Annotated in this window: 29 protein-coding genes; 17 read left to right on the forward strand and 12 right to left on the reverse strand. The window is 67.3% G+C overall.

The window, feature by feature from the left end; translation table 11 throughout:
- Positions 1–14: 14 nt before the first annotated feature.
- Genes qcrB through ctaE form a run of 4 tightly spaced genes read right to left on the reverse strand, consistent with a single transcriptional unit; the run spans position 15 to position 4,221 of the window.
- Positions 15–1,625 (reverse strand): cytochrome bc1 complex cytochrome b subunit, encoded by a 1,611-nt coding sequence (gene qcrB / locus LSF15_RS03330; protein ID WP_232497110.1) that lies wholly within the window; start codon positions 1,623–1,625, stop codon positions 15–17.
- Positions 1,622–2,698, reverse strand: coding sequence for a cytochrome bc1 complex Rieske iron-sulfur subunit (gene qcrA, locus LSF15_RS03335; protein ID WP_232497111.1), 1,077 nt, complete (start codon positions 2,696–2,698; stop codon positions 1,622–1,624). The genes qcrB and qcrA overlap by 4 nt, the downstream gene beginning before the upstream one ends.
- A 37-nt stretch (positions 2,699–2,735) precedes the next feature.
- Positions 2,736–3,530: a cytochrome bc1 complex diheme cytochrome c subunit gene (gene qcrC, locus LSF15_RS03340; protein WP_232497112.1), complete on the reverse strand. Its 795-nt coding sequence runs from the start codon at positions 3,528–3,530 to the stop codon at positions 2,736–2,738.
- A gap of 52 nt (positions 3,531–3,582) precedes the next feature.
- On the reverse strand, positions 3,583–4,221 hold the full coding sequence (gene ctaE, locus LSF15_RS03345) for an aa3-type cytochrome oxidase subunit III (RefSeq protein ID WP_232497113.1): 639 nt from the start codon (positions 4,219–4,221) through the stop codon (positions 3,583–3,585).
- A gap of 131 nt (positions 4,222–4,352) precedes the next feature.
- Between ctaE and trpD the strand changes: the two genes are divergently transcribed.
- The gene (trpD, locus tag LSF15_RS03350; RefSeq protein ID WP_232497114.1) at positions 4,353–5,405 is read left to right on the forward strand and encodes an anthranilate phosphoribosyltransferase; all 1,053 of its coding nucleotides are present in this window, start codon (positions 4,353–4,355) and stop codon (positions 5,403–5,405) included.
- 87 nt (positions 5,406–5,492) lie between these two features.
- On the opposite strand, the gene glpK is transcribed toward trpD, so the two are convergent.
- Both glpK and LSF15_RS03360 read right to left on the reverse strand, forming a co-directional pair.
- Positions 5,493–7,013, reverse strand: coding sequence for a glycerol kinase GlpK (gene glpK, locus LSF15_RS03355; protein WP_232497115.1), 1,521 nt, complete (start codon positions 7,011–7,013; stop codon positions 5,493–5,495).
- A 110-nt stretch (positions 7,014–7,123) separates the two neighbouring features.
- On the reverse strand, positions 7,124–7,897 hold the full coding sequence (locus LSF15_RS03360) for an MIP/aquaporin family protein (protein ID WP_308188415.1): 774 nt from the start codon (positions 7,895–7,897) through the stop codon (positions 7,124–7,126).
- Positions 7,898–8,115: 218 nt separating this feature from the next.
- Here LSF15_RS03360 and dhaK point away from each other — a divergent pair, with 218 nt between their 5' ends.
- The 3 genes from dhaK to dhaM are packed head-to-tail and all read left to right on the forward strand — an operon-like array spanning position 8,116 to position 10,520.
- Positions 8,116–9,117, forward strand: a complete 1,002-nt coding sequence (gene dhaK / locus LSF15_RS03365) for a dihydroxyacetone kinase subunit DhaK (protein WP_232497116.1) — start codon at positions 8,116–8,118, stop codon at positions 9,115–9,117.
- Between the two features lie 22 nt (positions 9,118–9,139).
- Positions 9,140–9,787: a dihydroxyacetone kinase subunit DhaL gene (dhaL, locus tag LSF15_RS03370; RefSeq protein WP_232497117.1), complete on the forward strand. Its 648-nt coding sequence runs from the start codon at positions 9,140–9,142 to the stop codon at positions 9,785–9,787.
- Position 9,788: 1 nt separating this feature from the next.
- On the forward strand, positions 9,789–10,520 hold the full coding sequence (dhaM, locus tag LSF15_RS03375) for a dihydroxyacetone kinase phosphoryl donor subunit DhaM (RefSeq protein WP_232497118.1): 732 nt from the start codon (positions 9,789–9,791) through the stop codon (positions 10,518–10,520).
- Positions 10,521–10,522: 2 nt separating this feature from the next.
- On the opposite strand, the gene LSF15_RS03380 is transcribed toward dhaM, so the two are convergent.
- Positions 10,523–11,284: an SDR family NAD(P)-dependent oxidoreductase gene (locus LSF15_RS03380; RefSeq protein ID WP_232497119.1), complete on the reverse strand. Its 762-nt coding sequence runs from the start codon at positions 11,282–11,284 to the stop codon at positions 10,523–10,525.
- Positions 11,285–11,355: 71 nt separating this feature from the next.
- On the opposite strand from LSF15_RS03380, the gene LSF15_RS03385 reads away from it, so the two are divergent.
- Together LSF15_RS03385 and LSF15_RS03390 are read left to right on the forward strand one after the other, a co-directional pair.
- Complete coding sequence (locus LSF15_RS03385) at positions 11,356–11,526, forward strand: hypothetical protein (RefSeq protein ID WP_232497120.1); 171 nt, start codon at positions 11,356–11,358, stop codon at positions 11,524–11,526.
- A 76-nt stretch (positions 11,527–11,602) separates the two neighbouring features.
- On the forward strand, positions 11,603–11,935 hold the full coding sequence (locus LSF15_RS03390) for a hypothetical protein (RefSeq protein WP_232497121.1): 333 nt from the start codon (positions 11,603–11,605) through the stop codon (positions 11,933–11,935).
- A gap of 76 nt (positions 11,936–12,011) precedes the next feature.
- On the opposite strand, the gene LSF15_RS03395 is transcribed toward LSF15_RS03390, so the two are convergent.
- Positions 12,012–13,085, reverse strand: coding sequence for an epoxide hydrolase family protein (locus LSF15_RS03395; RefSeq protein ID WP_232497122.1), 1,074 nt, complete (start codon positions 13,083–13,085; stop codon positions 12,012–12,014).
- A 111-nt stretch (positions 13,086–13,196) separates the two neighbouring features.
- Here LSF15_RS03395 and LSF15_RS03400 point away from each other — a divergent pair, with 111 nt between their 5' ends.
- Entirely contained in the window at positions 13,197–13,625 is a 429-nt protein-coding gene (locus LSF15_RS03400; RefSeq protein ID WP_232497123.1) for a hypothetical protein, read from the forward strand.
- An 8-nt stretch (positions 13,626–13,633) separates the two neighbouring features.
- The gene (locus LSF15_RS03405; RefSeq protein ID WP_232497124.1) at positions 13,634–13,816 is read left to right on the forward strand and encodes a helix-turn-helix transcriptional regulator; all 183 of its coding nucleotides are present in this window, start codon (positions 13,634–13,636) and stop codon (positions 13,814–13,816) included.
- 37 nt (positions 13,817–13,853) lie between these two features.
- On the opposite strand, the gene LSF15_RS03410 is transcribed toward LSF15_RS03405, so the two are convergent.
- On the reverse strand, positions 13,854–14,495 hold the full coding sequence (locus tag LSF15_RS03410; protein WP_232497125.1) for a TetR/AcrR family transcriptional regulator: 642 nt from the start codon (positions 14,493–14,495) through the stop codon (positions 13,854–13,856).
- 123 nt (positions 14,496–14,618) lie between these two features.
- On the opposite strand from LSF15_RS03410, the gene LSF15_RS03415 reads away from it, so the two are divergent.
- Entirely contained in the window at positions 14,619–15,161 is a 543-nt protein-coding gene (locus LSF15_RS03415; protein WP_232497126.1) for a dihydrofolate reductase family protein, read from the forward strand.
- A gap of 104 nt (positions 15,162–15,265) precedes the next feature.
- Here LSF15_RS03415 and LSF15_RS03420 read toward each other — a convergent pair whose 3' ends face one another.
- Positions 15,266–16,051, reverse strand: coding sequence for a maleylpyruvate isomerase N-terminal domain-containing protein (locus LSF15_RS03420; protein ID WP_232497127.1), 786 nt, complete (start codon positions 16,049–16,051; stop codon positions 15,266–15,268).
- 85 nt (positions 16,052–16,136) lie between these two features.
- Between LSF15_RS03420 and LSF15_RS03425 the strand changes: the two genes are divergently transcribed.
- Positions 16,137–16,982, forward strand: a complete 846-nt coding sequence (locus LSF15_RS03425; RefSeq protein ID WP_232497128.1) for a hypothetical protein — start codon at positions 16,137–16,139, stop codon at positions 16,980–16,982.
- Between the two features lie 49 nt (positions 16,983–17,031).
- Here the strand turns inward: LSF15_RS03425 and LSF15_RS03430 are convergent, their stop codons facing one another.
- Positions 17,032–19,422 (reverse strand): ATP-binding cassette domain-containing protein, encoded by a 2,391-nt coding sequence (locus LSF15_RS03430; protein WP_232497129.1) that lies wholly within the window; start codon positions 19,420–19,422, stop codon positions 17,032–17,034.
- A 119-nt stretch (positions 19,423–19,541) separates the two neighbouring features.
- Here LSF15_RS03430 and LSF15_RS03435 point away from each other — a divergent pair, with 119 nt between their 5' ends.
- From LSF15_RS03435 to LSF15_RS03445, 3 genes are all read left to right on the forward strand, one after another.
- A complete protein-coding gene (locus tag LSF15_RS03435) occupies positions 19,542–20,003 on the forward strand; it encodes an ArsR/SmtB family transcription factor (protein ID WP_232497130.1) in 462 nt (153 codons plus the stop codon).
- Position 20,004: 1 nt separating this feature from the next.
- Complete coding sequence (locus LSF15_RS03440) at positions 20,005–20,670, forward strand: SRPBCC family protein (protein ID WP_232497131.1); 666 nt, start codon at positions 20,005–20,007, stop codon at positions 20,668–20,670.
- Positions 20,671–20,755: 85 nt separating this feature from the next.
- The gene (locus LSF15_RS03445) at positions 20,756–21,364 is read left to right on the forward strand and encodes an HdeD family acid-resistance protein (protein ID WP_232497132.1); all 609 of its coding nucleotides are present in this window, start codon (positions 20,756–20,758) and stop codon (positions 21,362–21,364) included.
- A gap of 68 nt (positions 21,365–21,432) precedes the next feature.
- Here the strand turns inward: LSF15_RS03445 and LSF15_RS03450 are convergent, their stop codons facing one another.
- Positions 21,433–22,206, reverse strand: coding sequence for an SDR family oxidoreductase (locus tag LSF15_RS03450; RefSeq protein WP_232497133.1), 774 nt, complete (start codon positions 22,204–22,206; stop codon positions 21,433–21,435).
- Positions 22,207–22,346: 140 nt separating this feature from the next.
- Here LSF15_RS03450 and LSF15_RS03455 point away from each other — a divergent pair, with 140 nt between their 5' ends.
- The 4 genes from LSF15_RS03455 to LSF15_RS03470 all read left to right on the forward strand — a co-directional run bounded on the left by LSF15_RS03455 (position 22,347) and on the right by LSF15_RS03470 (position 24,988).
- Entirely contained in the window at positions 22,347–22,814 is a 468-nt protein-coding gene (locus tag LSF15_RS03455) for an NfeD family protein (protein WP_232497467.1), read from the forward strand.
- Positions 22,814–23,770 (forward strand): SPFH domain-containing protein, encoded by a 957-nt coding sequence (locus tag LSF15_RS03460; RefSeq protein WP_232497134.1) that lies wholly within the window; start codon positions 22,814–22,816, stop codon positions 23,768–23,770. The genes LSF15_RS03455 and LSF15_RS03460 overlap by 1 nt, the downstream gene beginning before the upstream one ends.
- A gap of 9 nt (positions 23,771–23,779) precedes the next feature.
- A complete protein-coding gene (locus tag LSF15_RS03465; protein ID WP_232497135.1) occupies positions 23,780–24,535 on the forward strand; it encodes a glycerophosphodiester phosphodiesterase family protein in 756 nt (251 codons plus the stop codon).
- A gap of 87 nt (positions 24,536–24,622) precedes the next feature.
- A complete protein-coding gene (locus LSF15_RS03470) occupies positions 24,623–24,988 on the forward strand; it encodes an RNA polymerase-binding protein RbpA (RefSeq protein ID WP_232497136.1) in 366 nt (121 codons plus the stop codon).
- Positions 24,989–24,996 lie beyond the last annotated feature (8 nt).

The following is a 24,996-nucleotide window of genomic DNA, read 5'->3' on the forward strand; positions in this document are numbered from 1 at the left end:
GCGTGCGGCTATGGTCAGTGGTGGCCGTCGTGGCCGGACTCGAGCTCACCCTTGCTCACCGGAGCGATGCGGTCCTCGAAGAACCAACGAGAGAACCCTGCCCGCACGCGCTGGCCGACCGTGATCTTGCCACGCGCGTTCGGACGGATCATGAGCGGCTGGTAGCTCTCGTAGCTCACGAGGCGCCAGCGCTCGTACTCGTCGAGAGGCTGGTGCACCTCGATGAACTCGCCACCGGGAAGCTTGACGATACGACCCGACTCGTAGCCGTGCAGGACGATCTCTCGGTCCTTCTTCTGCAGCGCGAGGCAGACGCGCTTCGTGATGAAGTACGCGATGAACGGACCGACGATCACGGTCGCCTGCAGCGCGTGGATCACGCCCTCCATCGTGAGCGAGAAGTGCGTTGCCAGGATGTCGGAGCTCGCCGCGGCCCAGAGCCCGGCGTAGAACGTGACACCCGCGGCACCGATCGCGGTGCGGGTGGGGGCGTTGCGCGGACGGTCGGCGATGTGGTGCTCGCGCTTGTCGCCCTTGATCCACGCCTCGATGAAGGGATAGATCAGCACGAGCACGATGAAGATGCCGATGGCGATGAGCGGAACGAGAATGTTGAACGACCAGGTGCGGTCGAGCCACACGAACTCCCAGCCCGGCGGAATGAGGCGCAGGGCGCCGTCGGCGAAGCCGATGTACCAGTCGGGTTGGGTTCCGGCTGACACCGGGGATGGGTCGTATGGGCCGTAGTTCCAGATCGGGTTGATCGTGAAGAGCGCCGCGATGAGGGCGATCACACCCCAGATGAGGAACAGGAATCCGCCGGCTTTCGCCGCGTAGATCGGCAGGATGGGCGGACCGACGGAGTTCGTGGGCTCACGCCCGGGACCGGCGAACTGTGTGTGCTTGTGGATGAACACATAGCCCACGTGGACCGCGATGAGCGCGACCACGAGCGCCGGCAGCAGGAGGATGTGGAGCGTGTAGAGACGACCGACGATATCGGTTCCGGGGAACTCACCGCCGAAGATGAGGAATGAGGTCCACGTGCCGATCAGCGGGATTCCCTTGACCATGCCGTCGATGATGCGGAGGCCGTTGCCCGAAAGCAGGTCGTCGGGGAGTGAGTAGCCGGTGAAGCCCTCGGCCATCGCGAGGATGAAGAGCGTGAAGCCGAACACCCAGTTGATCTCGCGCGGCTTGCGGAACGCGCCGGTGAAGAACACACGCAGCATGTGCAGGCCGATGGCGGCCACGAACAGCAGAGCTGCCCAGTGGTGCATCTGGCGCACGAAGAGACCGCCGCGGATGTCGAACGAGATGTCGAGGGTCGACGCCATCGCCACGGACATCTCTACGCCCTTGAGCGGCACGTAGGAACCCTCGTAGTGCACTTCGGCCATGGATGCTTGGAAGAAGAACGTCAGGAACGTTCCGGAGACCAAGACGACGATGAAGCTGAAGAGGGCGACCTCGCCCAGGAGGAACGACCAGTGGTCGGGGAATGCCTTACGACCGAGGCCCTTGATCGCGACCGCAAGACCGGTGCGGTCGTTGATGTACTCGGACGCGCCGGCGGTGAACGAGCGCTTGGCTGGCGTTGTCGATCGTGTGGTTGCGGTGCTCAATGACGCTCCCAGAAGCTCGGGCCGACAGGTTCGGTGAAGTCGCTCTGCGCGATGAGGTAGCCCTCGTCATCGACGGCGATCGGCAGCTGCGGCAGCGGGCGCTTGGCCGGTCCGAAGATGACCTCGCAGTGGTTGGCCACGTCGAACTGCGACTGGTGGCAGGGGCAGAGCAGGTGGTGCGTGTGCTGCTCGTAGAGCGCGACGGGGCAACCGACGTGCGTGCAGATCTTCGAGTACGCGACGATGCCGTCGTATGACCAGGATTCGCGATCGGGCGCCTCGTTCAGCTCGCTCGGGTCGAGACGCATGAGGAGGACCGCGGCCTTGGCCTTCTCTTCGAGCCTGCCGTGCTCGAGGTCGACGAGTCCTTCGGGGATGACGTGGAAGGCGCTGCCGATGGTGACGTCGGCGGCCCGGATGGGGACGCCCGACGGGTCGAGCGCGAGACGCGTGCCCTTGGCCCACATCGTGTGGCTGAGCAACTCGACGGGGATCTGGTCTTGCGGAGCGAGACCGCGGAAGAGCACAACGGCCGGGAGCGGGAACACGAGGAGCGCACCGATGAGACTGTTGCGGATGACGGTGCGGCGGGAGAAGCCCGATTCCTCATCGGCCTGGCGGAACACCTCGACCGCGCCCTGCTGAGTCGCTTCGCTTCCGCCGATCGGGTGACGGACGTCGATGGACTCCGCCGATGTCATGAGCGTCTTTCCCCAGTGCACGGCGCCGAAGCCGATGCCGAGCAGCGCGAGGGTTACGCCGAGACCGATGAACATGTTGTTCAGGCGCACTGCGCCGACGTCGTTCGACTCGATCGGGAAGAGCATGTACGCGGCGATCGCCCAGACGCTCCCGAGAATCGAGAGGTAGAAGAGCGTGTAGACGGTGCGCTGCGCACGCTTCTCGCGGCCGGCGTCTTCGTCGGTGACGCGGGGGCGGTGCGGCTCGAATCCGGGATTCTCGAACGCGTCGTGGGGGATGACCGCCGTACCGGTCGAGCCGGCGAACTCCTGCGCGGCGAGCGACGAGTCGGCAGCGGCGAGCTCAGTGCCGCTGTGGTCGTCCTGGGCCATGGTTCTCCTTCTTAGGTGCTTCGGTGCCGGGCGGGCGCTAGTTGGACTTCGCTGTGATCCACACGGTGATCGCGACGATCGCGCCGAGACCGAAGATCCAGATGAACAGGCCCTCCGCAACCGGCCCCAACGAGCCGAGTTCGAAACCGCCGGGGGAGCGGTTGTCCTGCAGGTACTTGAGGTAGGTGATGACGTCGCGCTTGTCTTCGGGCGTGATGTTGAGGTCGTTGAACACCGGCATGTTCTGCGGACCGGTCACCATGGCTTCATAGATGTGCACGCCGGAGACGTCGGTCAGCGGGGGTGCGAACTTGCCCTCGGTGAGAGCGCCGCCGGCACCGGCGACGTTGTGGCACATCGCGCAGTTGATTCGGAAGAGCTCGGCGCCGTTCGCCGCATCGCCACCGCCGTTGACGAGGTGATCGGCGGGGATGTCGGGGCCGGGGCCGAGCGACGCGACGTAGTACGCGAGCTGCTTGACCTGGTCGTCGGTGAACTGCACGGGCTTCTCTTGCGCCTGCGGACCCTGCATCTGCATGGGCATGCGGCCCGTTCCGACCTGGAAGTCGACCGATGCCGCACCCACCCCGATGAGGCTCGGCCCGTTGGCGGTGCCCTGCGCCTCGAGACCGTGGCACGTCGCGCAGTTCGCCTGGAAGAGCTTCTTGCCCTCTTCGATCGTCTGCTGCGAGTTCGGGTCGATCTCGGCCTGTGCGACAGTGCCGGAACTGAGTGCCGCGTATGCGCCCCCGGTGAAGACGAGGCCGAGCGCGAGCAGCGCGACGGTGGCGAGCGGATGCCGGCGTCCGGCGCGTCGCTTCGTGCGGGTCATTTGGTTCTTCCTATTCACGGGCATGCGATGTTGACGTTGGAGGTCGGCGTACTTACTTGAGGACGTAGATGACGAGGAAGAGGCCGATCCAGACGACATCGACGAAGTGCCAGTAGTACGAGATGGCGATGGCGCTCGTCGCCTCGCGGTGGCCGAAGTTCTTGACGGCGAACACTCTGCCGATCACGAAGAGGAACGCGATGAGCCCACCGGTCACGTGCAGCGCGTGGAAGCCCGTGGTGAGGTAGAACGCCGAACCATAGGCGTTCGAGTCGATCGCGATGCCCTCGGAGACCAACGTCGCGTACTCCCAGACCTGTCCCGCCACGAAGACGGCGCCCATGCCGTACGTGAGGAAGAACCACTCGGTGACGCCCCACTGCGACGGCTTCCAGCCGGTCGCATACGGCTGCAGCCGCTCGGCAGCGAAGACGCCGAACTGGCAGGTGACCGAGGAGAGCACGAGGATGATCGTGTTGATCAGCGCGAAGGGGACGTTCAGCCGGCCGGCCTCGAACGTCCACAGTTCAGGCGACGTCGAGCGAAGCGTGAAGTAGATCGCGAAGAGGCCGGCGAAGAACATGACCTCGCTACCCAGCCAGACGATCGTGCCCACCGCAACGGTGTTGGGTCGATTGATCACCGGCGCGCTCGCCTGATAAGTCATTGAGGTGCTCGTCACGCTCCCCATTATGGCTGAAAACAGGCCCGAGTTTTCGTCATCACAGGCGATCGTGTCGCCGTCGAGAGGTAAGGGAACCCTAAACGAGCCTGCGCGATGCCCGCGAATCCGCCGTGAATTCCGAACATTAGTATCGGATCATGCCTGCGCACCAGAATTGGCCCGAGATCCTCAACGCCCTCCTCGAGGGCGAAGACCTGAGCGTGTCGGATGCCGCGTGGTGCATGGAGCAGGTGATGACGGGTGCCGTGACCGAGGCGCAGCTCGCGGCCTTCCTCGTGATGCTGCGGGTCAAGGGAGAGACGGTCGACGAGATCGTGGGGTTCCGCGACGCGGTGCTCGAGCACGCGGTCGCGCTGAACGTCGATCCAATGGCGCTCGACATCGTGGGCACCGGTGGCGACCGCTTCGGCACGGTGAACGTCTCGACGATGGCCTCGATCGTGGCAGCGGCATCGGGCGTCCCCGTCATCAAGCACGGCAACAAGGCCGCGAGCTCGGCATCGGGGTCATCCGACGTGCTCGCCGCGCTCGGCCTCGATCTCTCGATGCCGGCCGAGCGCGTCGGCGCCGTGCTCGAAGAAGCCGGCATCACCTTCGCCTACGCTGCCGCCTTTCACCCCGGCTTCCGGCACGCGGGCGCCGTGCGAGCACAGCTCGGCGTGCCCACCGTGTTCAATTACCTCGGCCCGCTCTGCAATCCGGCTCGCCCCGAGGCATCCGCCGTCGGCGTTGCCCACCTCGACCGCGTGCCACTGATCGTCGGAGTGTTCCAGACACGTGGGGCGACCGCGCTGGTCTTCCGCGGCGACGACGGCCTCGACGAGCTCACCACCACGGGCCACAGCCACGTCTGGGAGATCTCGGGCGGCACGGTGAAGGAGCACGACCTCGATCCTCGCGAACTCGGCATCGCCCGTTCAACGATCGACCAGCTGAAGGGCGGCGACGCGGCTCACAACGCGGCGATCGTGCACGAGGTGCTTGCGGGCACCCCCGGACCGGTTCGGGACATCGTCGTGCTCAACGCCGCGGCCGGGCTCGTCTCGTTCGAGCTCGCGAAGGACCCCGGCCAGTTCCAGCGGCCGATCCTCGAACGTTTCCGCGAGAAGATGGCGGTCGCCGAGGCGACGATCGACAGCGGCGCCGCCGCGCAGAAGCTCGATCAGTGGATCGCGGCAACCAGGCTCTGACGGAGGCCTTCCGGCTCCCGAAGGCCGGCTCGTCGGGAAACGCGAACGGCCCCGCGGATCGCCGCGGGGCCGTTCGTCTCGCTCAGGTCACTCGTGCGACACGTCGTCGTCGACCCAGTCGAAGGTCTTCGTGACGGCCTTCTTCCAGTTGCGCAGCTGGCGCTCGCGTTCCGCGTCGTCCATCTGGGGCTCCCAGCGGGAGTCCTCCTGCCAGTTCTTGCGGAGGTCGTCGAGGTCGCTCCAGAAGCCGACGGCGAGTCCGGCTGCGTACGCGGCGCCGAGCGCGGTCGTCTCGGCGACGACCGGTCGCACGACCGGAACCCCGAGGATGTCGGCCTGGAACTGCATGAGCGTGTTGTTCGCGATCATGCCGCCGTCGACCTTCAGCTCGGTCAGGTCGACACCGGAGTCGGCGTTGACCGCGTCGAGCACCTCGCGCGTCTGGAACGCGGTCGCCTCGAGCGCCGCGCGAGCGATGTGCCCCTTGTTGACGTAACGCGTGAGGCCCACGAGCGCACCTCGGGCGTCTGACCGCCAGTACGGCGCGAACAGACCCGAGAACGCCGGCACGAAATACGCACCGCCGTTGTCGTCGACCGTCTTGGCGAGCTCCTCGATCTCGGGCGCGCTGGCGATGAGGCCGAGGTTGTCGCGCAGCCACTGCACGAGCGAACCCGTGACCGCGATCGATCCCTCGAGCGCATAGTGCGGCTTCTCGTCGCCGATCTGGTATCCGAGCGTGGTGAGGAGCCCATTCTTGGAGTGCACGATCTCTTCACCGGTGTTGAAGATGAGGAAGTTGCCCGTGCCGTAGGTGTTCTTCGACTCGCCCGGATCGTATGCGGCCTGGCCGAAGGTGGCGGCCTGCTGATCGCCCAGGTCGCCGGCGATCGGAACCTCGCGCACGAGGCTCGAGGAATGGGCGACGCCGAATACACCCGACGAGGGCTTGATCTCGGGCAGCATCGACTTGGGCACATCGAACGCGGCGAGGATGTCGTCGTCCCACGAGAGTGTCTCGAGGTCCATGAACATCGTGCGACTGGCGTTCGTGACGTCGGTGGCGTGCACGCCGCCGTCGACGCCGCCCGTGAGGTTCCAGAGCACCCACGTGTCGGTGTTGCCGAAGATCAGGTCGCCGGCCTCAGCCTTCTCGCGTGCGCCCTCGACGTTCTCGAGGATCCAGACGATCTTCGTCCCCGAGAAATAGGTCGCCAGCGGCAGGCCGACCTTCTGCTTGAACCGCTCGACGCCGCCGTCTGCGGCGAGCCGATCGACGATGGGCTGGGTACGGGTGTCCTGCCAGACGATCGCGTTGTAGATCGGCTGGCCGGTGTTCTTGTCCCACACCACAGCGGTCTCACGCTGATTGGTGATGCCGATCGCAGCGATGTCGTGCCTGGTCAGGTGCGCTTTGCCGAGTGCCTGCCCGATCACCTCACTGACGTTGTGCCAGATCTCGAGCGGATCGTGCTCGACCCAGCCGGGCTTCGGGAAGATCTGCTCGTGCTCGAGCTGGCCGGTCGAGATGATCGACCCGCCCTTGTCGAAGATGATCGCGCGCGAACTGGTCGTTCCCTGGTCGATGGCGAGTACGTAGTCGGCCATGACTTCCTCTCAATCTTGCGGATGTCCCGCCGGCATCCGTGCCGGCGAGCGCACTGATTCGTGCGGGAATGAATCGGGGCCGGTCCTCTCGGACCAGCCCCGTCGGTGGCTCAGGTGATGACCGGCAGCAGCCAGAGTGCCACCCATCCGGCGAGCAGGCCGCCGATGATCGGGCCGACGACCGGAACCCACGAGTACGACCAGTCGCTGCTGCCCTTGCCCTTGATCGGAAGGATCGCGTGGGCGATGCGGGGCCCGAGGTCGCGGGCAGGGTTGATCGCGTACCCGGTCGGACCGCCGAGGGACACACCGATTCCAACGACGAGAAGGGCGACCGGCAGCGCGCCGAGCGACGCGAGTCCGGAGGCGTCGCCCTGGCGGCCGAAGCCGATCACGACGAACACCAGCACGAAGGTGCCGATGATCTCGGTGACGAGGTTCCACGCGTAGTTGCGGATGCCGGGGCCCGTCGAGAACGTGCCGAGCTTGGGTGCCGGCTCGGGTTCGGCGTCGAAGTGCTGCTTGTACGCGAGCCACACGATGACCGCGCCGATGATGGCACCGATGAGCTGGGCGCCGATGTACGCGAGCACCGAGAGCGCTTCGACCGGAACCGTCAGCCCGACCGCCGCGTTGCCGAACTCGGTGGCGCCGTTCGCGACGAGACCGAGCGTGACGGCGGGGTTGATGTGCGCGCCCGACGCGTAGGCGACGATGACACCGGCGAAGACCGCGAAGCCCCAGCCGAACGTCACCATGAGGAACCCGCCGTTGAAGCCCTTCGTCTTCGCAAGGGCGACGTTCGCCACCACGCCGCAGCCGAGGAGCACCAGCATCGCCGTACCGACGAGCTCGCTCAGGAACAACACTCCGAGATTGTCCACGTTGACCTTCCATCCTTATCGCTGAGCCCGGTGGGCCTCGCCCAGGGGCGGAACACTGCTCACGATACTCACGGCGGACCCACAGGGGAACGGGCGCGCGGGATTTCGCGATACGCACTTACGCTCGACTGTCGCGCGGGCGTAGGTTGACTGGGAGTGCTGCGTCGGGGTCGATGCACGGAGGCACGGCATCCGGCAGCCGAGCGAAAGGGATGTCCGTGAAGAAGATCATCAACGATCCGAAGCGGGTCGTCGACGAGTCGGTCGCCGGATTCGGTCGGGCCCACGCCGATATCGTGCGTGTCGAGTTCGACCCGATCCACGTCGTGCGAGCCGACGCGCCGATCGCCGGAAAGGTCGGCCTCGTGAGCGGCGGTGGCAGCGGTCACGAGCCGCTGCACGCGGGATTCGTCGGGCTCGGGATGCTCGATGCCGCAGTACCGGGCGCCGTGTTCACCTCGCCGACCCCCGACCCCATCCTGGCGGCGACGAAGGCCGTCGACGGCGGGGCGGGCGTGCTGCACATCGTCAAGAACTACACCGGGGACGTGCTGAACTTCGAGACGGCGGCCGACCTGGCGGCGGCCGACGGCATCGAGGTGCGCGCCGTCGTGACCAATGACGATGTCGCGGTGAAGGACTCCCTCTACACGGCGGGGCGACGTGGCGTCGCCGGCACGGTGCTCGTCGAGAAGATCGCCGGTGCAGCCGCCGAGAGGGGCGACTCGCTCGACGAGGTTGCGGCCGTCGCGGAGCGGGTGAACGCGAACGCCCGCTCGATGGGCCTGGCGCTGACACCGTGCATCGTGCCGCACGCCGGCGAGCCGAGCTTCACCCTCGCTGAAGACGAGATCGAGATCGGCATCGGCATCCACGGCGAGCCCGGCCGCGAGCGCGTTGCGCTCGAGCCGGCAGACCGGTTGGTCGAACGTCTCCTCGATCCCATCCTCGAAGACCTTCCGTACACGTCCGGTGAACGCACGCTGCTGTTCGTGAACGGAATGGGCGGAACGCCCCTCGTCGAGCTCTACCTCGCGTACGGTCACGCCGCTGCCGTGCTCGCCGACCGCGGCATCGAGGTCGCTCGGTCGCTCGTGGGCAACTACATCACGTCGCTCGAGATGCAGGGCATGTCGATCACCCTGCTGAAGGTCGACGACGAGATGATCGAACTCTGGGATGCCCCGGTGCAGACGGCTGCACTGCGGTGGGGCCGGTAGGCCGGAGCGAGGAGGAGACTCGGTGGGACTCGACATCACCTGGGCAGTCGATTGGGTCAGGCGCAGCGCAGACGTCATCGCAGAGCATCGTGTCGAGCTGATCACGCTCGACCGCGAGATCGGCGATGGCGATCATGGCGAGAACATGGATCGCGGGTTCCAGGCGGTGCTGCCGAAACTCGATGACCTGCCCGCCGGTTCCACGCCCGGGGATGTGCTGAAGCTCGTCGCGACGACGCTCATCTCGACCGTCGGCGGCGCGGCCGGCCCGCTCTACGGAACGGCGTACCTCAAGGGCGCCGTCGCAGCGGGCGGCGCGGTCTCGCTCGACGGCCCGGCGATCGCGAAGATCCTCGAGGCTGCGCGCGATGGCGTCGTCACCCGCGGCAAGGCCGAGCCCGGCGACAAGACGATGATCGATGCCTGGACCCCCGCGGTCGATGCGGCCGCGCATGCGGCGACCTCGGGCGCCGACGCCGCCGGCGTGCTCGACGCGGCAGCTGCTGCGGCTGAGGCGGGCGCCGTCGCGACCGAGCCGCTCGTCGCGCGGAAGGGCCGGGCGAGTTATCTCGGCGAACGTTCGGCCGGCCACCGCGATCCGGGCGCGGAATCGAGCGCGCTGTTGTTGCGGGCCGCAGCCGACGTGGCCCAAGCGGCCGCGGGAGTGTGAGGTGGGCACCCCAGGCAAAGTCGGACTGGTCTTCGTCTCGCACTCCGCCGACATCGCGCGCGGCTTGGTCGCCCTCGCCGGCCAGATGGCCCCGACGGCCGCGCTGGTCGCCGCGGGGGGCACCGACGACGGGCGCATCGGCACGAGCTTCGATCTCGTGAGCGCGGGCATCGCCGAGGCCGACTCCGGCGACGGTGTCGTTGTTCTCTGCGACCTCGGCTCCGCGATCCTCACCGCTGAGACGGCGCTCGACTTCCTCGACGACGACACGCGGGCGCGCGTGCACATCGTGGACGCGCCGCTCGTCGAGGGCGGTGTCGCCGCGGCGGTCGCCGCCGAGAGCGGGGATCCGGTCGAGGCCGTCATCAGGGCAGCGGAGTCGGCGCGCGGTGCTCCGGACGCATTGGGCGTCGGCACTGCCATGGCAGCCGGGGGAGCGGAGCCCGGGTCAGACGGGGATCGCGCGGGAGCGGCATCCGGTCACTCGCGCACTGTCACCCTGGTGAACGCCGACGGCCTGCACGCGCGGCCGGCGGCAGAACTCGTGAAGCTCGCGGCGACCTTCCCCCAACGCGTGACCGTGAACGGGGCCGACGCCAAGAGCCTCCTCGGCATCATGTCGCTCGGCCTGACGAAGGGAGCCGACGTCGAGATCGCGTCGAGCGACCCCGATGGAGCGAGGGCGGTCGACGCGATCGCCGAGCTCGCGGCCTCGGGTTTCGGCGAGGGCTGAGTTCAGTTGCCGCCGGCGACGCGGATGTCGGCTCCCGACGTGTAGCTCGCGTCGGGCGAGAAGAGGTACGCGACCGCGCCCGCGATCTCGTGCGGCTCGCCCGGGCGGCGCATCGGGATACCGGGCGCGCGCTCGTCGGGCGCATCGGGTCGACCGGCAGCCGCGTGGATCTCGGTTCGAGTGGTGCCGGGCGAAACGGTGTTCACGCGCACGCCGACCGGGCCGAACTCCTTCGCGGCGCCCGTCGTGAGCGCGTTCAGGGCGGCCTTGCTCATCGCATAGGGGATGTACGTGTTCGGTGCCCCGCTTCGGGCTGCGCCCGAGGAGATGTTCACGATCGAGCCGCCGATGCCGCCGCGGTCGGTCGCCATGTGCTCGATCGCCGCGCGGGTGAGCACGATGGGGGCGAGCACGTTGACCCGGAACAGCGCTTCGGATTCACCGAGCGGCGCGTCGAGGAAGCCCCCGATGATGCCGGTGATGCCCGCGTTGTTCACGAGGCCGGTGACCCGCCCGAACTCGGCGATCGCCGCCGGAACCACAGTCGCCGCCGCCTCGAGATCGGCGAGGTCGACCTTCAGCACCAGGACGCGGGCGCCGGACGCTGCGCAGCGTCGCGCGACGGCGTCCGCGTCGTCGGCGCGGTCGCGGTAGGTGAGCACGAGATCGTGGCCGTCGGCGGCGAGTCGCTCGGCGATCGCCGCGCCGATGCCGCGGCTGGCGCCGGTGATGATCGTGACCGGCCGTGCTGGGGCATCCGTCATGGTTCCACCATATGTGCGTGATGCCGGGGCCGAAGGTCGCATCCCCACCGAATCGCAAGTATGGTGCGGTCATGTCGAAGCTCACGGAGAAGGTGAAGTCCGTATTCCGCAAGCGCCGCCCGGTGACGCCGGAAGATGCCGCCGAGATCGCCGACTGGGTGAACGAGGGCGGCGCCGCCGACCCCGAGGGTCCACCGCGGGTGATCGACCCCAAGAGCGGTCCGAACGGCCCGAAGCCGTGATCGGCGCGATCATCTCGACGGCAATCCGCTCGTGACCTCTGGCCTCGCCCGATGACTTGGGCGTACCATCGGCTCCATGGCACGCGATGCGGCGAGCCGCCCCACAGGTAACGCGTTCACGCACTTCTTCGAAAAGGTCGACGAGGCGCTGGAGCCGATCTTCGGCGCCCCTCCGATCACGGCCGATGATGAACCGTTGCGTGGTCCGACCGGCGAGGAGGCGTGCCCGGTCTGCGGCCACGCCATGTTCGAACATTCGTTCGATCGGTCGACGTCGAACACGGTACTGATCTGTCCGACCGACGAGCGACTGCCTGAGCATGAGGTCGCCGGTCCGTACGGAGAACTCGGGATGCCGGCCTCCGGCCGACGCCTCGAGAAGTACGAAGAACGCCACGGGGGCGAGTGAGCGAAAGACCTTCAGGCCGACCGCGAGGCGCGTCGGCGGGGGAGTTGTGAGCCCCGAGTGCCGTGGGCGATCGCGTTCAGCCGACTGACCGCATGAATGCGCTGAGCTGGTCGGCGATGAGTTGCGGCTCCTCGAACGCGAGGAAGTGACCGCCGCGGCGGGGCGCCGAATAGTGGCGGATGTCGCTCGCAGCGCGGTCGGCGATCGAACGCGGGAAGAGTTCGAACGGCGGCTCGGAGCTCTGCGTGACCGCCACCGGAACTGTGATGCGCGGTCGCGGAGTGTTGTGCGGGTAGTCGAGGTACTGGCGGAACGATGAGCCGATCGACTCCGTGGTCCAGTAGAGCGTGAGCATCGTGCAGAGGGTGTCGCGGTCGAACCGGGTCTCGAGGTCTCCGCTGCAGTCACTCCAGGCACGGAGCTTGTCGATGACCCAGGCAGCGAGGCCGGCGGGGGAGTCTGCCAGGGCGGCCGCGATCGTGTCGGGTCGGGTGCTCATGATCCAGCTGTAGCCGGAGTCGGACTCGTCGCGTTCCTCGTCAGCGTCGAGGAATGCCTGCTCTTCAGCGGTGATCGGCGACGCGTCGAAGTCGGCCGGGAAGGGGCCGTGGATCACGTGGAGGCCGGCCACCTCCTGCGGATACATCGTGGCGAGCCATCCGGATGCCGCGCCGCCGATGTCGCCGCCGAACGCGAAATATCGGTCATAGCCGAGGGTCTCGGTCATGAGCATGTGGAACGACTCGGCGATGGCCGCGCGAGTCAGTGGACCGTCGGGGAGCGTCGAGTACAGGAATCCGGGTAGGGAGGGCACGACCACGTCGACGTCGAGCAGGTCGGTGAGCGGAAGCATCTCGACGAAGCTGCTCGGCCACCCGTGGGTGAGCAGCACGGGCGGCCGGCTGGAGTCGCGGCGGACGTGCACGAAGTGCTGTCCGCGGTCGAGGAACTGCGGGTAGGCATTGAGCCGCGCCTCGGCCGCGCGCCAGTCGAAACCGTTGGCCCAGTACGTCACGAGCGACCGCAGGTACGCCGGGTCGGTGCCGGCGTCCCAGCCGGACGCGCTCGGCGCGGTGAATCGCGTGCGAGCGAGCCGTGCGCGCAGGTCATCGAGCAAATCGGCCGCCACGGAGATCGTGAAGAGTTCCATGGCTCGACGGTATCGGCACGGCGAGGGAGAGTGTGACGGAGTGATGACAAGTGTACTTGACATCCGGACCGGCTCCTCCTATCGTGTCAAGTGTACTTGACTCGACTCGGCATGGGAGAACTCGTGGACGCACCGCAGGACGCCGTCAGCTATCGGGCCGAGACCAGGGCGACCGGGGGACTCGTGGCCTGGACGCTTGCCTGGACGGCGACCCTGGCTCTTGCCCGCTTCGGCCCCGGATTCTGGGGGGACCTGCACCCGGTGGTGACGTGGGCAGCGGTCGTCGCGAATCTGGTCGTGGGGGTCGGATGGATCGTCGCGTTCACGCGCTTCCTGCGAGCGCTCGATGATCTGCAGCGCAAGATCGTGCAGGACGCGCTGGCGATCGCTCTCGGGGCGGGGTGGGTCGTCGGGTTCGGATACGTCGTCGCAGACGCCGCCGGTCTCGTTCCCGTCGAGGTGGAGGTCGCGGCCCTCCCGGCGCTCATGGGTGTCGTGTTCCTGGCCGCCTTCGTCATCGGGAAGATCCGATACCGATGAGGAACCGCATGGCGGATCTCCGGTCCGCACGCGCCTGGACGCAGGCCGACGTGGCACAGCGTGTGGGCGTTTCCCGGCAGACGATCAACGCGATCGAGACCGGGAAGTTCGATCCGAGCCTTCCTGTGGCCTTCCGGCTCGCCCGGCTGTTCGAGCTGAGGATCGACGAGATATTCATCGACGAGCAGTGAGCGCACACCGCTTCAGCCGGGGGCTGCACACGCGGGCTCAGCTTGCCGGGCGCTCATCTGGAGTGGCGTAGCGGGCCACGATCGTCCGAGCGGCCTCGTCGACGGTGTGGAGCGTCTCCTCATCAGTGAGCGACCAGTTGCCATGGACGAGGCGGGGCCAGAACACGACAGTGGCGATCATGCCGAGGAACTGCGCCGCTGCGACGTCGAGGTCGTTCACGTTCGCGGTTCCCCGAGTGTTCGCCGCCTGGAAGAAGCTCCTGAGCGCCCTGAGTACGGGCAACGTGCCGAAATCGAACGTCCGCTGGCGCAGCTCTGGGAACCTCGCGGATTCGGCGATCACAGCCCGGATCAGGTCCGCCATTCGGGGTCGGGACAATAGCTCCGCGTACGCCATGCCAAGACTGACCAAGCCTGCATGGAAGCCTCCGGACGGCGGCTCGAGCGGCTCGGAGTCCGGCGTGTCGCCCGCCGCGAGCACCGTTGCCTCGAAGAGTTCCGCCTTCGTCGGGAACTGTTTGAAGAGCGTCGCCTTCGAAACGCCAGCGCTGTCGGCGACTCGGGCCAACGAAGTCCGGTCGTAGCCGAATTCGAGGAACAGTCCGGTGGCGGCCTCGAGGATCACCGCACGGTTGTTGGCAGCGACTTGTCGATGGTACGCAGAGAGTTCGCGTGGCATGCTCCCAGTATGACCTAAAGGTGAGTCGGTTGACTCAGGACAGGTTGGTCGATACTCTGCTTAAGGCGAGTCGAGCGACTCACCTTCAACTCGATTGAAGCAGCGGTGAACAAGGAGGAGCAAATGGCGAAGGTGATCATTCATGCGACCGTGACCCTAGACGGATTCATGGCCGACGTGGACGGAGGGGTCGACTGGATGAATGGATTCCCGTCGGACCCTGGCGACGAAGACGTCATCGGAAGGATTGTGCGGGAACTCGGCGCCGTCGTCGGAGGCGCCAACAAGTCGCAGACCATAGACGACGGAGAAGTTCCCTACGGGGGCTCGCTCAAGGTCCCGGTGTACCTGATGACCCACAGCGCTCATGAGCCGATCGAGAAGGACGACGTCACGTACACCTTCGTCGTCGACGACATCACATATGCCGTTGAATCCGCCAAACAGGCGGCAGGGGACAAGTGGGTCAGCCTGCTCGGAGGCAGCATCTCGAGACAGTGCCTCGAACTCGGACTCGTCGATGAGATCCAGCTACACGTCGTGCCGATCCTTCTCGGAGAAGGGATCTCGCTCTTCACCGGACTGAGCAAGCCCATCAAGCTGGAGCGTGTCGAAACATCGGCATTCGCCAGCGAGACCCACCTCCGGTACCGCGTTCTTGCATAGGGGCGACCCCTGACGTCACCGCCTCATGAGGGGCAGCATCCTGCGAGTTGTGGAAGGTCTGATGGTGAAGTCCCTTAATCGATTTTCCACAAAGCTCGCTCTCGTCACACGGACGGGTCCCAGGCTGCGAGCTGATCGAAGATACGACGGTCGCCTTCGAACTTCAGCGAATCCAGCGGTATGCGGCCGTAGAAGAACAGGACCAGGTCACTGGCCGTGCCCCGGGCGGAGGCGTCGGTCGTGTCGGGGTCCTCGCCGGCAGCGGGGGTGAGGTGGGCGACCTGTGCGCCGTTGTGGGACAGCCGGAGGCGCCAGGAGTGGCCCTCGGTGGCGTGGTAATCGACGATCGCGGGGTCGTGTGGCCAGGCGACCGTCGTCGCGCAGAGGGTGAACTGGCAGTCGTCGAAGCCGTCGAGGGCGATCTTCTCCGGTATCGGCTGCGGGGCACCCCCGGTGAGCTGGACGTCGTAGGTGTGCACCGCGATCTCGTGGAGCTGGCGCCGCGCCCAGGCCCCGGAGGTCTGCGGTGACGGCGAGTCCCCCCACCATGTCCAGCAGCCGCGATCGGGCCCCGCCTCGCGCAGCACGCTCGCCAGGTGCTCGACGGACTCGACCCACCAGGCCAGGAGAGCCTCGCGCTCCCGAGGCGCGCTCGTGCCGCCTCCCCATGCGGACTCCTCCGGCGGAGCGTCCGCGGGCCCGGCGGTGACGATGGCGGCTGCCTTGCGGCGACCCATGCCCACGTGTTGCACGTGATCGAACAGCGTCCGCTCGGGATGGGTCGGCATCTGAACGTCGAGGCTGGGTGCCGCGGCGACCGCAGCGCGGAAGGCGGCCGACCGTTCGTTGATCAGCCGCAGCTGGTCAGGAAACGTGAGAATCTTGTGCATCTCGGCTTTCTATCACAGTGCTCCGATGACCGGACAGCGATTCTCGCAGCCGATGCGGCGGCCGCTCCGGCACTGATATGTGCCCTTGGATGACGCACGAGGCACCGCCCATTTGGGGCGACCTTTCGCGTCTGGTTGCCTACGGCGCTCCTGGTGGCTGTGCCGACCTTGTCAAGAGTCGGAGGGAGTCGGCAGACGGTGGCTGGCGCTCGCGCAGAAGCACAATGGGGTCTGGGGCGGGTGCTACTGCTCGTATTTCCACAACGACACGGAACACACCATCAAGGACGAGCACGACCGGCCGACGTTCAAACAGCGACTCGTCGCGGAGGGTGTCGCGCACGCCGCGCTCGTCTTCGACGGCGACGACGCGATCGCGTGGTGCGAGTACGGCAGTCCGATCGAACTGCCGAACATCTACCACCGCAAGCAGTACGACGCGGGCGAGACCAAGCCGGCACCGTGGCGCATCACATGCTTCTTCGTCGACCGCGACCACCGACGGTCGGGAGCAGCACGCGAGGCGCTGGATGGCGCGCTCGAGCTGATCGCGCAGGCCGGCGGGGGCGAGGTGGTCTCGTTCCCCAATGAGCTCGCCCCGGGCAACGGTCCCACCGGCCCGCGGCTGACGCGAGGCTCGCACGGGCCGATCGGCGTCATGTCCGGATCGCCGCGCCGTTGGTCGGTCGCTGAACGATCGACCAACGGGCAAGCGAGAGCCGACCGGGACGTGCGAGATGGCGCGGCTGAATCGCCCGTCGGGCCGCATCGAGCGCGGCCACCGTCGGAGCGGCGCGAGGCCGGGGCGAGGTTTCGATCGTCAAGAGGCGAGGGATCACGTTATTGGCGCGGCTTCAACAAAGTGCAGAATCTGACCTTTGTCTCCTCGTTATTCGGACATAATGTGCATTATCGGCTATTGTGCGGATGAGACGGTGACGGATCCCGTCACCGGATGGCGAGGCTCGGCGGCCCTTGGTTCATCCGCCGACGTACTCCGCGAGGTGCTCGCCGGTGAGCGTGGATCGCGCTGCGACGAGCTCGGCGGGGGTGCCCTCGAAGACGACCCGGCCGCCGTCGTGCCCGGCGCCGGGGCCGAGATCGATGATCCAGTCGGCGTGCGCCATGACCGCCTGGTGGTGCTCGATCACGATGACCGACTTGCCCGAGTCGACGAGGCGGTCGAGCAGGCCGAGCAGCTGTTCGACATCGGCGAGGTGAAGTCCGGTGGTGGGTTCGTCGAGCACGTACACCCCGCCCGACTCCCCCAGGTGCGTGGCCAGCTTGAGTCGCTGACGTTCACCGCCCGAGAGCGTCGTGAGCGGTTGGCCGAGGCTGACGTACCCCAACCCCACGTCGGCGAGCCGGGCCAGGATCTTGTGCGCAGCAGGGAGCTTCGATTCGCCCGCGGCGAAGAAGTCCTCGGCCTCGGTGACCGGCATGGCCAGGACCTCGGCGATGTTGCGGTCGCCGAGGCGATACTCGAGCACCGACGCCTGGAATCGCTTGCCCTCGCACTCCTCGCACGGCGTTGCGACCGTGTCCATGAACCCCAGTTCGGTGTAGATCATGCCCGCGCCGTTGCACGTCGGGCACGCGCCTTCGGAGTTGGCACTGAAGAGTGCCGGCTTCACTCCGTTGGCTTTCGCGAACGCCTTGCGGATCGGCTCGAGCAGCCCGGTGTACGTCGCCGGATTGCTGCGTCGCGAGCCCCGGATCGCGCCCTGGTCGATCGACACCACGCCCGCCCCAGCGGGGATCGAGCCGTGCACGAGCGAACTCTTGCCCGAGCCGGCGACACCGGTGATGACGACGAGCGCGCCGAGCGGGATGTCGACGTCGACGTCGTGCAGGTTGTTCGCGGTCGCGCCGCGGATCTGCAACGCGCCGGTGGGCGTGCGCACGTCGCGCTTGAGCGATGCCCGATCGTCGAGGTGTCGGCCGGTGAGGGTGCCACTGGCCCGAAGCCCGTCGATCGTGCCCTCGAAGCAGACAGTGCCGCCGGCCGTTCCGGCGCCTGGGCCGAGATCGACGACGTGGTCGGCGATCGCGATGCTCTCGGGCTTGTGTTCGACGACGAGCACCGTGTTGCCCTTGTCGCGCAGTCGAAGCAGCAGGTCGTTCATGCGCCGGATGTCGTGGGGGTGCAGTCCGATGGTCGGCTCGTCGAAGACGTAGGTGACATCGGTGAGCGAGGAGCCGAGGTGGCGGATCATCTTGGTACGTTGCGCCTCACCGCCCGACAGCGTGCCCGAGGGCCGATCGAGTGAGAGGTAGCCCAGTCCGATCTCGACGAATGAGTCGAGCGTCTGCTGCAGTGTGAGCAGCAGCGGCGCCACTGACGGCTCGTCGAGCGCGCGCACCCATTCGGCGAGGTCGCTGATCTGCATCGCGCACGCGTCGGCGATGTTGATCCCGCCGATCCGCGACGACCGAGCCGGTGCGGCGAGCCGGGTGCCGTCGCAGTCGGGGCACTCGGTGAACGCCACCGCCCGGTCGACGAACGCCCGGATGTGCGGCTGCATCGCCTCGCGGTCCTTCGAGAGGAACGATTTCTGGATCTTCGGGATCAGGCCTTCATAGGTCATGTTGATCCCTTGAAGCTTGACCTTGGTCTGCTCCTTGTACAGGAAGTCGTGCAGTTCGGTCTCGGTGTAATCGCGGATCGGCTTGTTCGGCTCGAGGAAGCCCGACTCGCTGAAGATCCGCACCATCCAACCGTCGGCGGAGTACCCGGGGATGGTGAGCGCGCCCTCGACGAGCGACTTGCTGTCGTCGTACAGTTGCGCGAGTTCGAAGTCGGACACCGTGCCCATGCCCTCGCATCGCGGGCACATGCCGCCGAGCACCGTGAACGTGCGCTCGAGCTTCTCGCGCTCGCGTGCGCCGCGCTCGACGGTGATGGCACCGCTCCCCCGCACCGACGGCACGTTGAACGAGAAGGCGTTCGGTGAACCGATGTGCGGCTGTCCGAGCCGGCTGAAGACGATGCGCAGCATCGCGTGCGTGTCGGTCGCGGTGCCGAGGGTTGAGCGCGAATTCGCCCCCATGCGTTCCTGGTCGACGATGATCGCCGTCGTGAGCCCCTCGAGCAGGTCGACATCGGGCCGCGCGAGCGACGGCATGAAGCCCTGCACGAACGTGCTGTACGTCTCGTTGATCATGCGCTGCGATTCGGCGGCGATCGTGTCGAAGACGAGCGAGCTCTTGCCCGAGCCCGAGACGCCGGTGAACACCGTGAGCCGTCGCTTCGGAATCTCGAGGCTGATGTCCTTGAGGTTGTTCTCGCGCGCACCCTGTACGCGGATCAGTTCGTGACGGTCGGCGACGTGCACCGACGACAGCGTGATTGATGTCGTGACCACAGTCATCGATCTAACCAGTTTCGAGGGGCCTGCCGCAGGGCCCGCCCGCTCCCCCGGGCCATCGCAGCGACATCCGAATATGATTCACTCTTGACTTATATAAGCGGTGATGCAATCATCAACACATGCACGCGCTCGACATCCTCGGCGACCCCGTGCGGCGACGCATCCTCGAGCTGCTCGCCGACGGCGAATCGTCGGCGGGCGAACTCGGCCGCGTGATCCAGGCCGAGTTCGGCATCTCGCAGCCTGCCGTATCGCAGCACCTGCGCGTATTGCGCGAGGCCGGCTTCGCCACGGTGCATCCAGAGGGCACGAGGCGCGTCTACGCGATCGATCCGGCGCCGCTGGCGGCGGCCGACGAGTGGTTCGACGCGTTCCGTCGATTCTGGATGCCGCGACTCGACGCACTCGGCACTGAACTCGCTCGGGGTCGCCGGCAACGGCGGCTCGCTGCCGATTCCGGGGCCGACCCGGTGACCGACGAACCCCTGGCCGACCCATCCGATGCCGCTGAGCAACCGTCAACCGACCAGGAACAGCACGATCCCACCGAAGTACACCATCCCGACAACGAGGAGAACTGACATGGTTGACATCGCCGCACAACTCGACGCCGTCGAGCGCGCCGTCCGCACCGATGACGTCGACGGAACGCCCGCACGCGTTCAGACACTCGTGCAGACCTATCCGTCGCCGATCGACGACGTGTGGGACGCGCTGACTTCGGCCGAGCGCATCGCCCGCTGGTTCCTGCCGATCAGCGGTGACCTGCGGCTCGGCGGTCAGTACCAACTCGAGGGCAACGCCGGCGGCACGGTGCAGTCGTGCGAACCACCCCACGAGGGTCGCGCGCACTTCGGCATCACCTGGGAGTTCGGTGGCGGCGGCGAGACGTGGGTGACCGTCCATCTCGAGTCCGTCGGCGCCGAGCGCACGCGGATCGAGCTCGAGCATGTCGCGCCGGCCTCGGTCGTGCCCGACGAGATCTGGCAGCAGTTCGGGCCGGCCGGCACCGGTATCGGATGGGACCAGGGGCTGCTCGGCCTCTCGCTGCACCTCACCGACCCCGACGCGCGACCCGATGACCCCGCAGCCTGGAGCCTCAGCGACGAGGGGCGCGCGTTCATGCGCGGCTCGGCCGATGCGTGGGCCGAGGCGCAGGCCGCCGACGGGGTCGACCTCGAGACCGCGCGCGCAGCGGCGGCCGCGACGTTCGCGATGTATACCGGCGAAGCGCCAGGACCGATGTAGCGACGCGCGGGGTGCATCCGATCCTCAGGAGGCGTTCGGTCGTAGCCTGACCCCGCACGGTCTCGCCGTCAGAAAGGACACCGTCATGTCTTCGCCGCAGCCCACCGGGCTCTTCGCCTCGTTCTCCATCGACGCCGCAGAACTCTCGAAGTCGTCGATCAACACGATCCGCACGACGCTCGGCATCAGCGGTGCCGTTGCGCTCATCGTCGGCATCCTGATCACGTTCTGGCCCGAGCGCTCTGCATCGGTGCTCACCGCGATCCTCGCGATCTACCTCGTCATCGCCGGCATCGCCTACCTGGGCATGGGCATCTTCTCGCGCGGGATCTCCGGTGGAGCGAGAGCGCTCGACATCATCGTCGGCATCCTGTTCATCATCGGCGCGATCATCGCCTTCATGAACCTCGCGCAGACGACCGCGGTGCTCGCCGTGTTCATCGCCGTGCTGATCGGCGTGCTCTGGATCGTCGAGGGCGTCGTCGCGCTCGCACACCTCGGCGACGCGCCGTCGAAGGGTTGGGCGATCTTCTTCGGCCTGCTGAGCATCGTCGCCGGGATCGTGCTGCTGTTCTCGCCGCTGTGGGGAGCCGTGGTGCTCTTCACGATCGCGGGCATCGCGCTCATCGTGCTCGGCATCGTGCAGATCGTGCGCGCGTTCACGTTCGGCCGCGGGGTCACTGCCGCTGCCTGATCACCGAGACGAAGAACGAGGTCGGCCGGAGCATCTGCTCCGGCCGGCCTCGTTCCGTGCGCCGCACGTCAGGAAAGCGAATCGGGTGCGAAGCCCGACACGTCGCCCACGTAGCGCGTGTGGTCGGCCGGAACGGGATCGACCGCCGCCGCGGCGACCTCGGCCGCGAATTCGGCGACGTTGTAGAGGCGGCCGGCGTCCTGCTTTCGGGCATCGATCGCGCCGGGGTTGGCGCGCTCGAGCAGGGTCGCGGTGATCGTTCCCTCGATCATGTCGCCGGAGACGACCACGAAGTCGATGCCGGATGCCTCGAACTCGGGCAGCTTCGCACGCAGGGCGTCTTCGCCGGCGCGCTTCGAGAGCGCGACCGGCTCGTACTCGGGCATCGTGGGCGTGGTGCGGATGAAGTGCGCCTGGTGGCTCGTGACGAACACGATGCGCGCGCCCTCGGCGAGGTGCGGCAGCGCACCCTCGACGACGTTGACCTGCGCGTCGCGGTTGAGCCGCATCGCGTAGTCGTCGCCCATGCCGGTCTCCATGCCGCCTGAGGCGTTCAATACGAGGACGTCGACTTTTCCGAGCTCGGTCGCGGCGCGCTCGAACAGCGAGGCGACGGATGCCGCGTCGGTGAGGTCTGCGCCGACGGCGATCGCCGTGCCGCCCGCTGCGACGATCTCGGCCACGACCTTGTCGGCGCGAGGGGCCTTGCTGCGGTAGTTCACGACGACGGATGCTCCGGCCGCGGCGAGGTAGCGGGCCGTGTCGGCACCGATGCCGCGCGACGAGCCGGTCACGACGGCGACGCGGCCGGCGAGCGAACCGGGGGCGAGTGGGTTGGTCACGTTTGACTCCTCGAAGCTGTTGACGGACCGATCGGCCGATGGGCGGAACGGCGCGAACCGAGACTATCAACTCCCCCATACCGCACCCGGCACTGATAGTTTCGGAGCAGCGGCCGCGTACGAAGGAGACTCATTTGGATGTGCTGACCCAGTACGCGTGGATCGTGTGGCTCGTGCTGATCCTCGCGTTCGCGACGATCGAGGTGTTCACGCTCGAGATGACCTTCCTGATGCTCGCGCTCGGCAGCGTCGCCGGGCTGCTCTCGGGCCTCTTCGGCATTCCGTGGTGGGCCCAGTTCATCATCGCCGCGGTCGTCTCGGTCGCGCTCATCCTGGCCCTTCGCCCACCGCTGCTGCGCATGCTGCGTCGCGGCGGCGACCCCGCGCGCAGCAACGTCGATGCGCTCATCGGCGCCGACGGCACGGTCGTGCGCACCGTGAACGCGGCCGGCGGCCAGGTTCGCCTGCAGAACGGGGACGTCTGGACGGCCCGGCTCTCCCCCATCACCGAACAGGCCGACGTCGCCGTGGGCGAGCGCGTGCTCGTCACCGGCATCGACGGCGCGACGGCAGTCGTCGTGCCCGTAGAAAGGAACACCCCCCAGTAATGGACATCACGGGCATCATCACGACGATCGTCGTCGTCGCGATCGTCATCTTCGTCATCGTCGTCATCGCTCGGTCGGTGCGCATCATTCCGCAGGCGTATTCAGGGGTGGTGGAGCGGCTGGGGCGTTACCACAAGACCCTCATGCCAGGCCTGAACATCCTCGTGCCGTTCATAGACCGCCTCCGCCCACTCGTCGACATGCGCGAGACGGTCGTCTCGTTCCCACCACAGCCGGTGATCACCGAAGACAACCTCGTCGTCTCCATCGACACGGTCGTCTACTTCCAGGTGACGGATGCTCGCGCGGCCACATACGAGATCGCGAACTACCTGGGTGCGGTCGAGCAACTCACGACGACGACACTGCGCAACGTGGTCGGCGGGCTCAACCTCGAAGAGGCCCTCACCTCGCGCGACAACATCAACGGGCAGTTGCGCGTCGTGCTCGACGAGGCGACCGGCAAGTGGGGCATCCGCGTCTCGCGCGTCGAGCTCAAGGCTATCGACCCGCCCCACTCCATCCAGGACTCGATGGAGAAGCAGATGCGCGCCGAGCGTGACCGTCGCGCGCTCATCCTCACGGCCGAGGGTACGAAGCAGTCGCAGATCCTCACTGCCGAGGGCGCACGTCAGGCGGCCATCCTCCAGGCCGAAGGTGATGCCAAGGCGGCGGTGCTTCGCGCGCAAGGCGAGGCCGAGGCGATCCTCACGGTGTTCGACGCGATCCACAAAGGCGACCCCGACCCCAAGCTGCTCGGCTACCAGTACATCCAGATGCTGCCGCAGCTCGCGCAGGGCGACGCCAACAAGCTGTGGGTCATCCCGAGCGAGCTGACCGAGGCGCTGAAGGGCATCGGCAAGGCGTTCACCCCGCAGCAGCCCGGCGCCGCGCCGTCGACACCGCCCACCAACGCCCCCCGCGTCGCGCCTGAGAACCCGGCACCACAGGGCTGATCTCGCGTCGTGGCATCCGCGTACTTCGATCCGCGCGCGCCTCGCGCGCTCGCACATCGCGGACTCGCCATCGACGCTCCTGAGAACACCCTCCTGGCGTTCGCCAGAGCCATGGCGGTCGGGGCCCTGTATCTCGAGACCGACGTGCACGCGAGTCACGACGGCGTCGCGGTGGTCTCGCACGACCCGTCGCTCGACCGGGTGGCGGGTCGTGAGGTCGCCGTCGGCCAGCTCACGATGGCCGAACTGCGGCGGATCGACCTCGGGCAGGCACAGGGATTCGCGTCGCTCGAGGAGGCGCTCGACGCGTTTCCCGACTCGCGCTTCAACATCGACGTCAAAGACGATGCCGCCGTCGAGCCGGTCGTCGACGCGATCACCCGAACGCGCGCGGCGGGTCGGGTGCTCGTGACGAGCTTCTCCGACCAACGCAGACGCCGCGTGGCAGCGCGGCTCCCCGACGTCGTCACCTCGGTCGGCAGCGCGGGGGTGCTGCGATTCAGGCTCGCCGCGTCGCTCGGGTCGCGGTCGGCGGCGATCCGAGCGCTTCGCGGCGCACGGGCCCTGCAGGTGCCCGAGCGTGCCGGCATCCTCCGGCTGGTCACCCCGCGATTCGTCGATGCGGCGCATCGCATCGGCGTCGAAGTACACGTGTGGACCGTGAACGAGCCCGCCGACATGACCAGGCTGCTCGACCTCGGCGTCGACGGCCTCGTGACCGACCGGGTCGATCTCGCACTGCCGCTCATCTTCGCTCGAAGCTGAGAATTCCCCGGTAAACATCAGGCGGCGGAAAGGGAACGCCCAGCTTGATCGTTGACACTGTTAGACGATCTAGTAGAGGAGTACGCCATGGCGGACCGGAGCCTTCGGGGCATGCGAATCGGCGCGCAGAGCCTGCAGAGCGAAGACGGCGTGGTGTTCGCCGACCGTGCCGACAACACGTATCGATGTGAGACCTGCAGCCGCGAGACGGTGATGACCTTCTCGACCGAGGCTGAGCTCCCCGAGACCTGGGAGTGCCGTCACTGCGGCGGTTCCGCCGTGCTGCTCGTCGACTCGAAGCCGGTCGAGATCGACCGTTCAGGCGAGAAGGTCGCGCGCACCCACTGGGACATGCTGCTCGAGCGTCGCACGCGCGCCGAGCTCGAAGAGTTGCTCGAAGAGCGCCTCACCTACCTGCGCGCCCGTCGCGGCCAGCAGAAGATCGGCGCCTGACATCAGGG

Source organism: Agromyces humatus, from assembly GCF_021228295.1.
GTDB lineage: Bacteria > Actinomycetota > Actinomycetes > Actinomycetales > Microbacteriaceae > Agromyces > Agromyces humatus.

Excerpts from the sequence above, each read along its gene's own strand:
- LSF15_RS03395 (WP_232497122.1), bottom strand. The coding sequence starts at position 13,085 with ATGGAACTCTTCACGATCTCCGTGGCGGCCGATTTGCTCGATGACCTG.
- LSF15_RS03445 (WP_232497132.1), top strand. The coding sequence starts at position 20,756 with ATGTCTTCGCCGCAGCCCACCGGGCTCTTCGCCTCGTTCTCCATCGAC.
- qcrA (WP_232497111.1), bottom strand. The coding sequence starts at position 2,698 with ATGGCCCAGGACGACCACAGCGGCACTGAGCTCGCCGCTGCCGACTCG.
- LSF15_RS03390 (WP_232497121.1), top strand. The coding sequence starts at position 11,603 with ATGGCACGCGATGCGGCGAGCCGCCCCACAGGTAACGCGTTCACGCAC.
- LSF15_RS03470 (WP_232497136.1), top strand. The coding sequence starts at position 24,623 with ATGGCGGACCGGAGCCTTCGGGGCATGCGAATCGGCGCGCAGAGCCTG.
- LSF15_RS03460 (WP_232497134.1), top strand. The coding sequence starts at position 22,814 with ATGGACATCACGGGCATCATCACGACGATCGTCGTCGTCGCGATCGTC.
- LSF15_RS03380 (WP_232497119.1), bottom strand. The coding sequence starts at position 11,284 with ATGACGGATGCCCCAGCACGGCCGGTCACGATCATCACCGGCGCCAGC.
- LSF15_RS03430 (WP_232497129.1), bottom strand. The coding sequence starts at position 19,422 with ATGACTGTGGTCACGACATCAATCACGCTGTCGTCGGTGCACGTCGCC.
- LSF15_RS03420 (WP_232497127.1), bottom strand. The coding sequence starts at position 16,051 with ATGCACAAGATTCTCACGTTTCCTGACCAGCTGCGGCTGATCAACGAA.
- trpD (WP_232497114.1), top strand. The coding sequence starts at position 4,353 with ATGCCTGCGCACCAGAATTGGCCCGAGATCCTCAACGCCCTCCTCGAG.
- qcrC (WP_232497112.1), bottom strand. The coding sequence starts at position 3,530 with ATGACCCGCACGAAGCGACGCGCCGGACGCCGGCATCCGCTCGCCACC.
- glpK (WP_232497115.1), bottom strand. The coding sequence starts at position 7,013 with ATGGCCGACTACGTACTCGCCATCGACCAGGGAACGACCAGTTCGCGC.
- ctaE (WP_232497113.1), bottom strand. The coding sequence starts at position 4,221 with ATGGGGAGCGTGACGAGCACCTCAATGACTTATCAGGCGAGCGCGCCG.
- LSF15_RS03405 (WP_232497124.1), top strand. The coding sequence starts at position 13,634 with ATGGCGGATCTCCGGTCCGCACGCGCCTGGACGCAGGCCGACGTGGCA.
- LSF15_RS03415 (WP_232497126.1), top strand. The coding sequence starts at position 14,619 with ATGGCGAAGGTGATCATTCATGCGACCGTGACCCTAGACGGATTCATG.
- LSF15_RS03400 (WP_232497123.1), top strand. The coding sequence starts at position 13,197 with ATGGGAGAACTCGTGGACGCACCGCAGGACGCCGTCAGCTATCGGGCC.
- LSF15_RS03385 (WP_232497120.1), top strand. The coding sequence starts at position 11,356 with ATGTCGAAGCTCACGGAGAAGGTGAAGTCCGTATTCCGCAAGCGCCGC.
- LSF15_RS03435 (WP_232497130.1), top strand. The coding sequence starts at position 19,542 with ATGCACGCGCTCGACATCCTCGGCGACCCCGTGCGGCGACGCATCCTC.
- LSF15_RS03440 (WP_232497131.1), top strand. The coding sequence starts at position 20,005 with ATGGTTGACATCGCCGCACAACTCGACGCCGTCGAGCGCGCCGTCCGC.
- LSF15_RS03410 (WP_232497125.1), bottom strand. The coding sequence starts at position 14,495 with ATGCCACGCGAACTCTCTGCGTACCATCGACAAGTCGCTGCCAACAAC.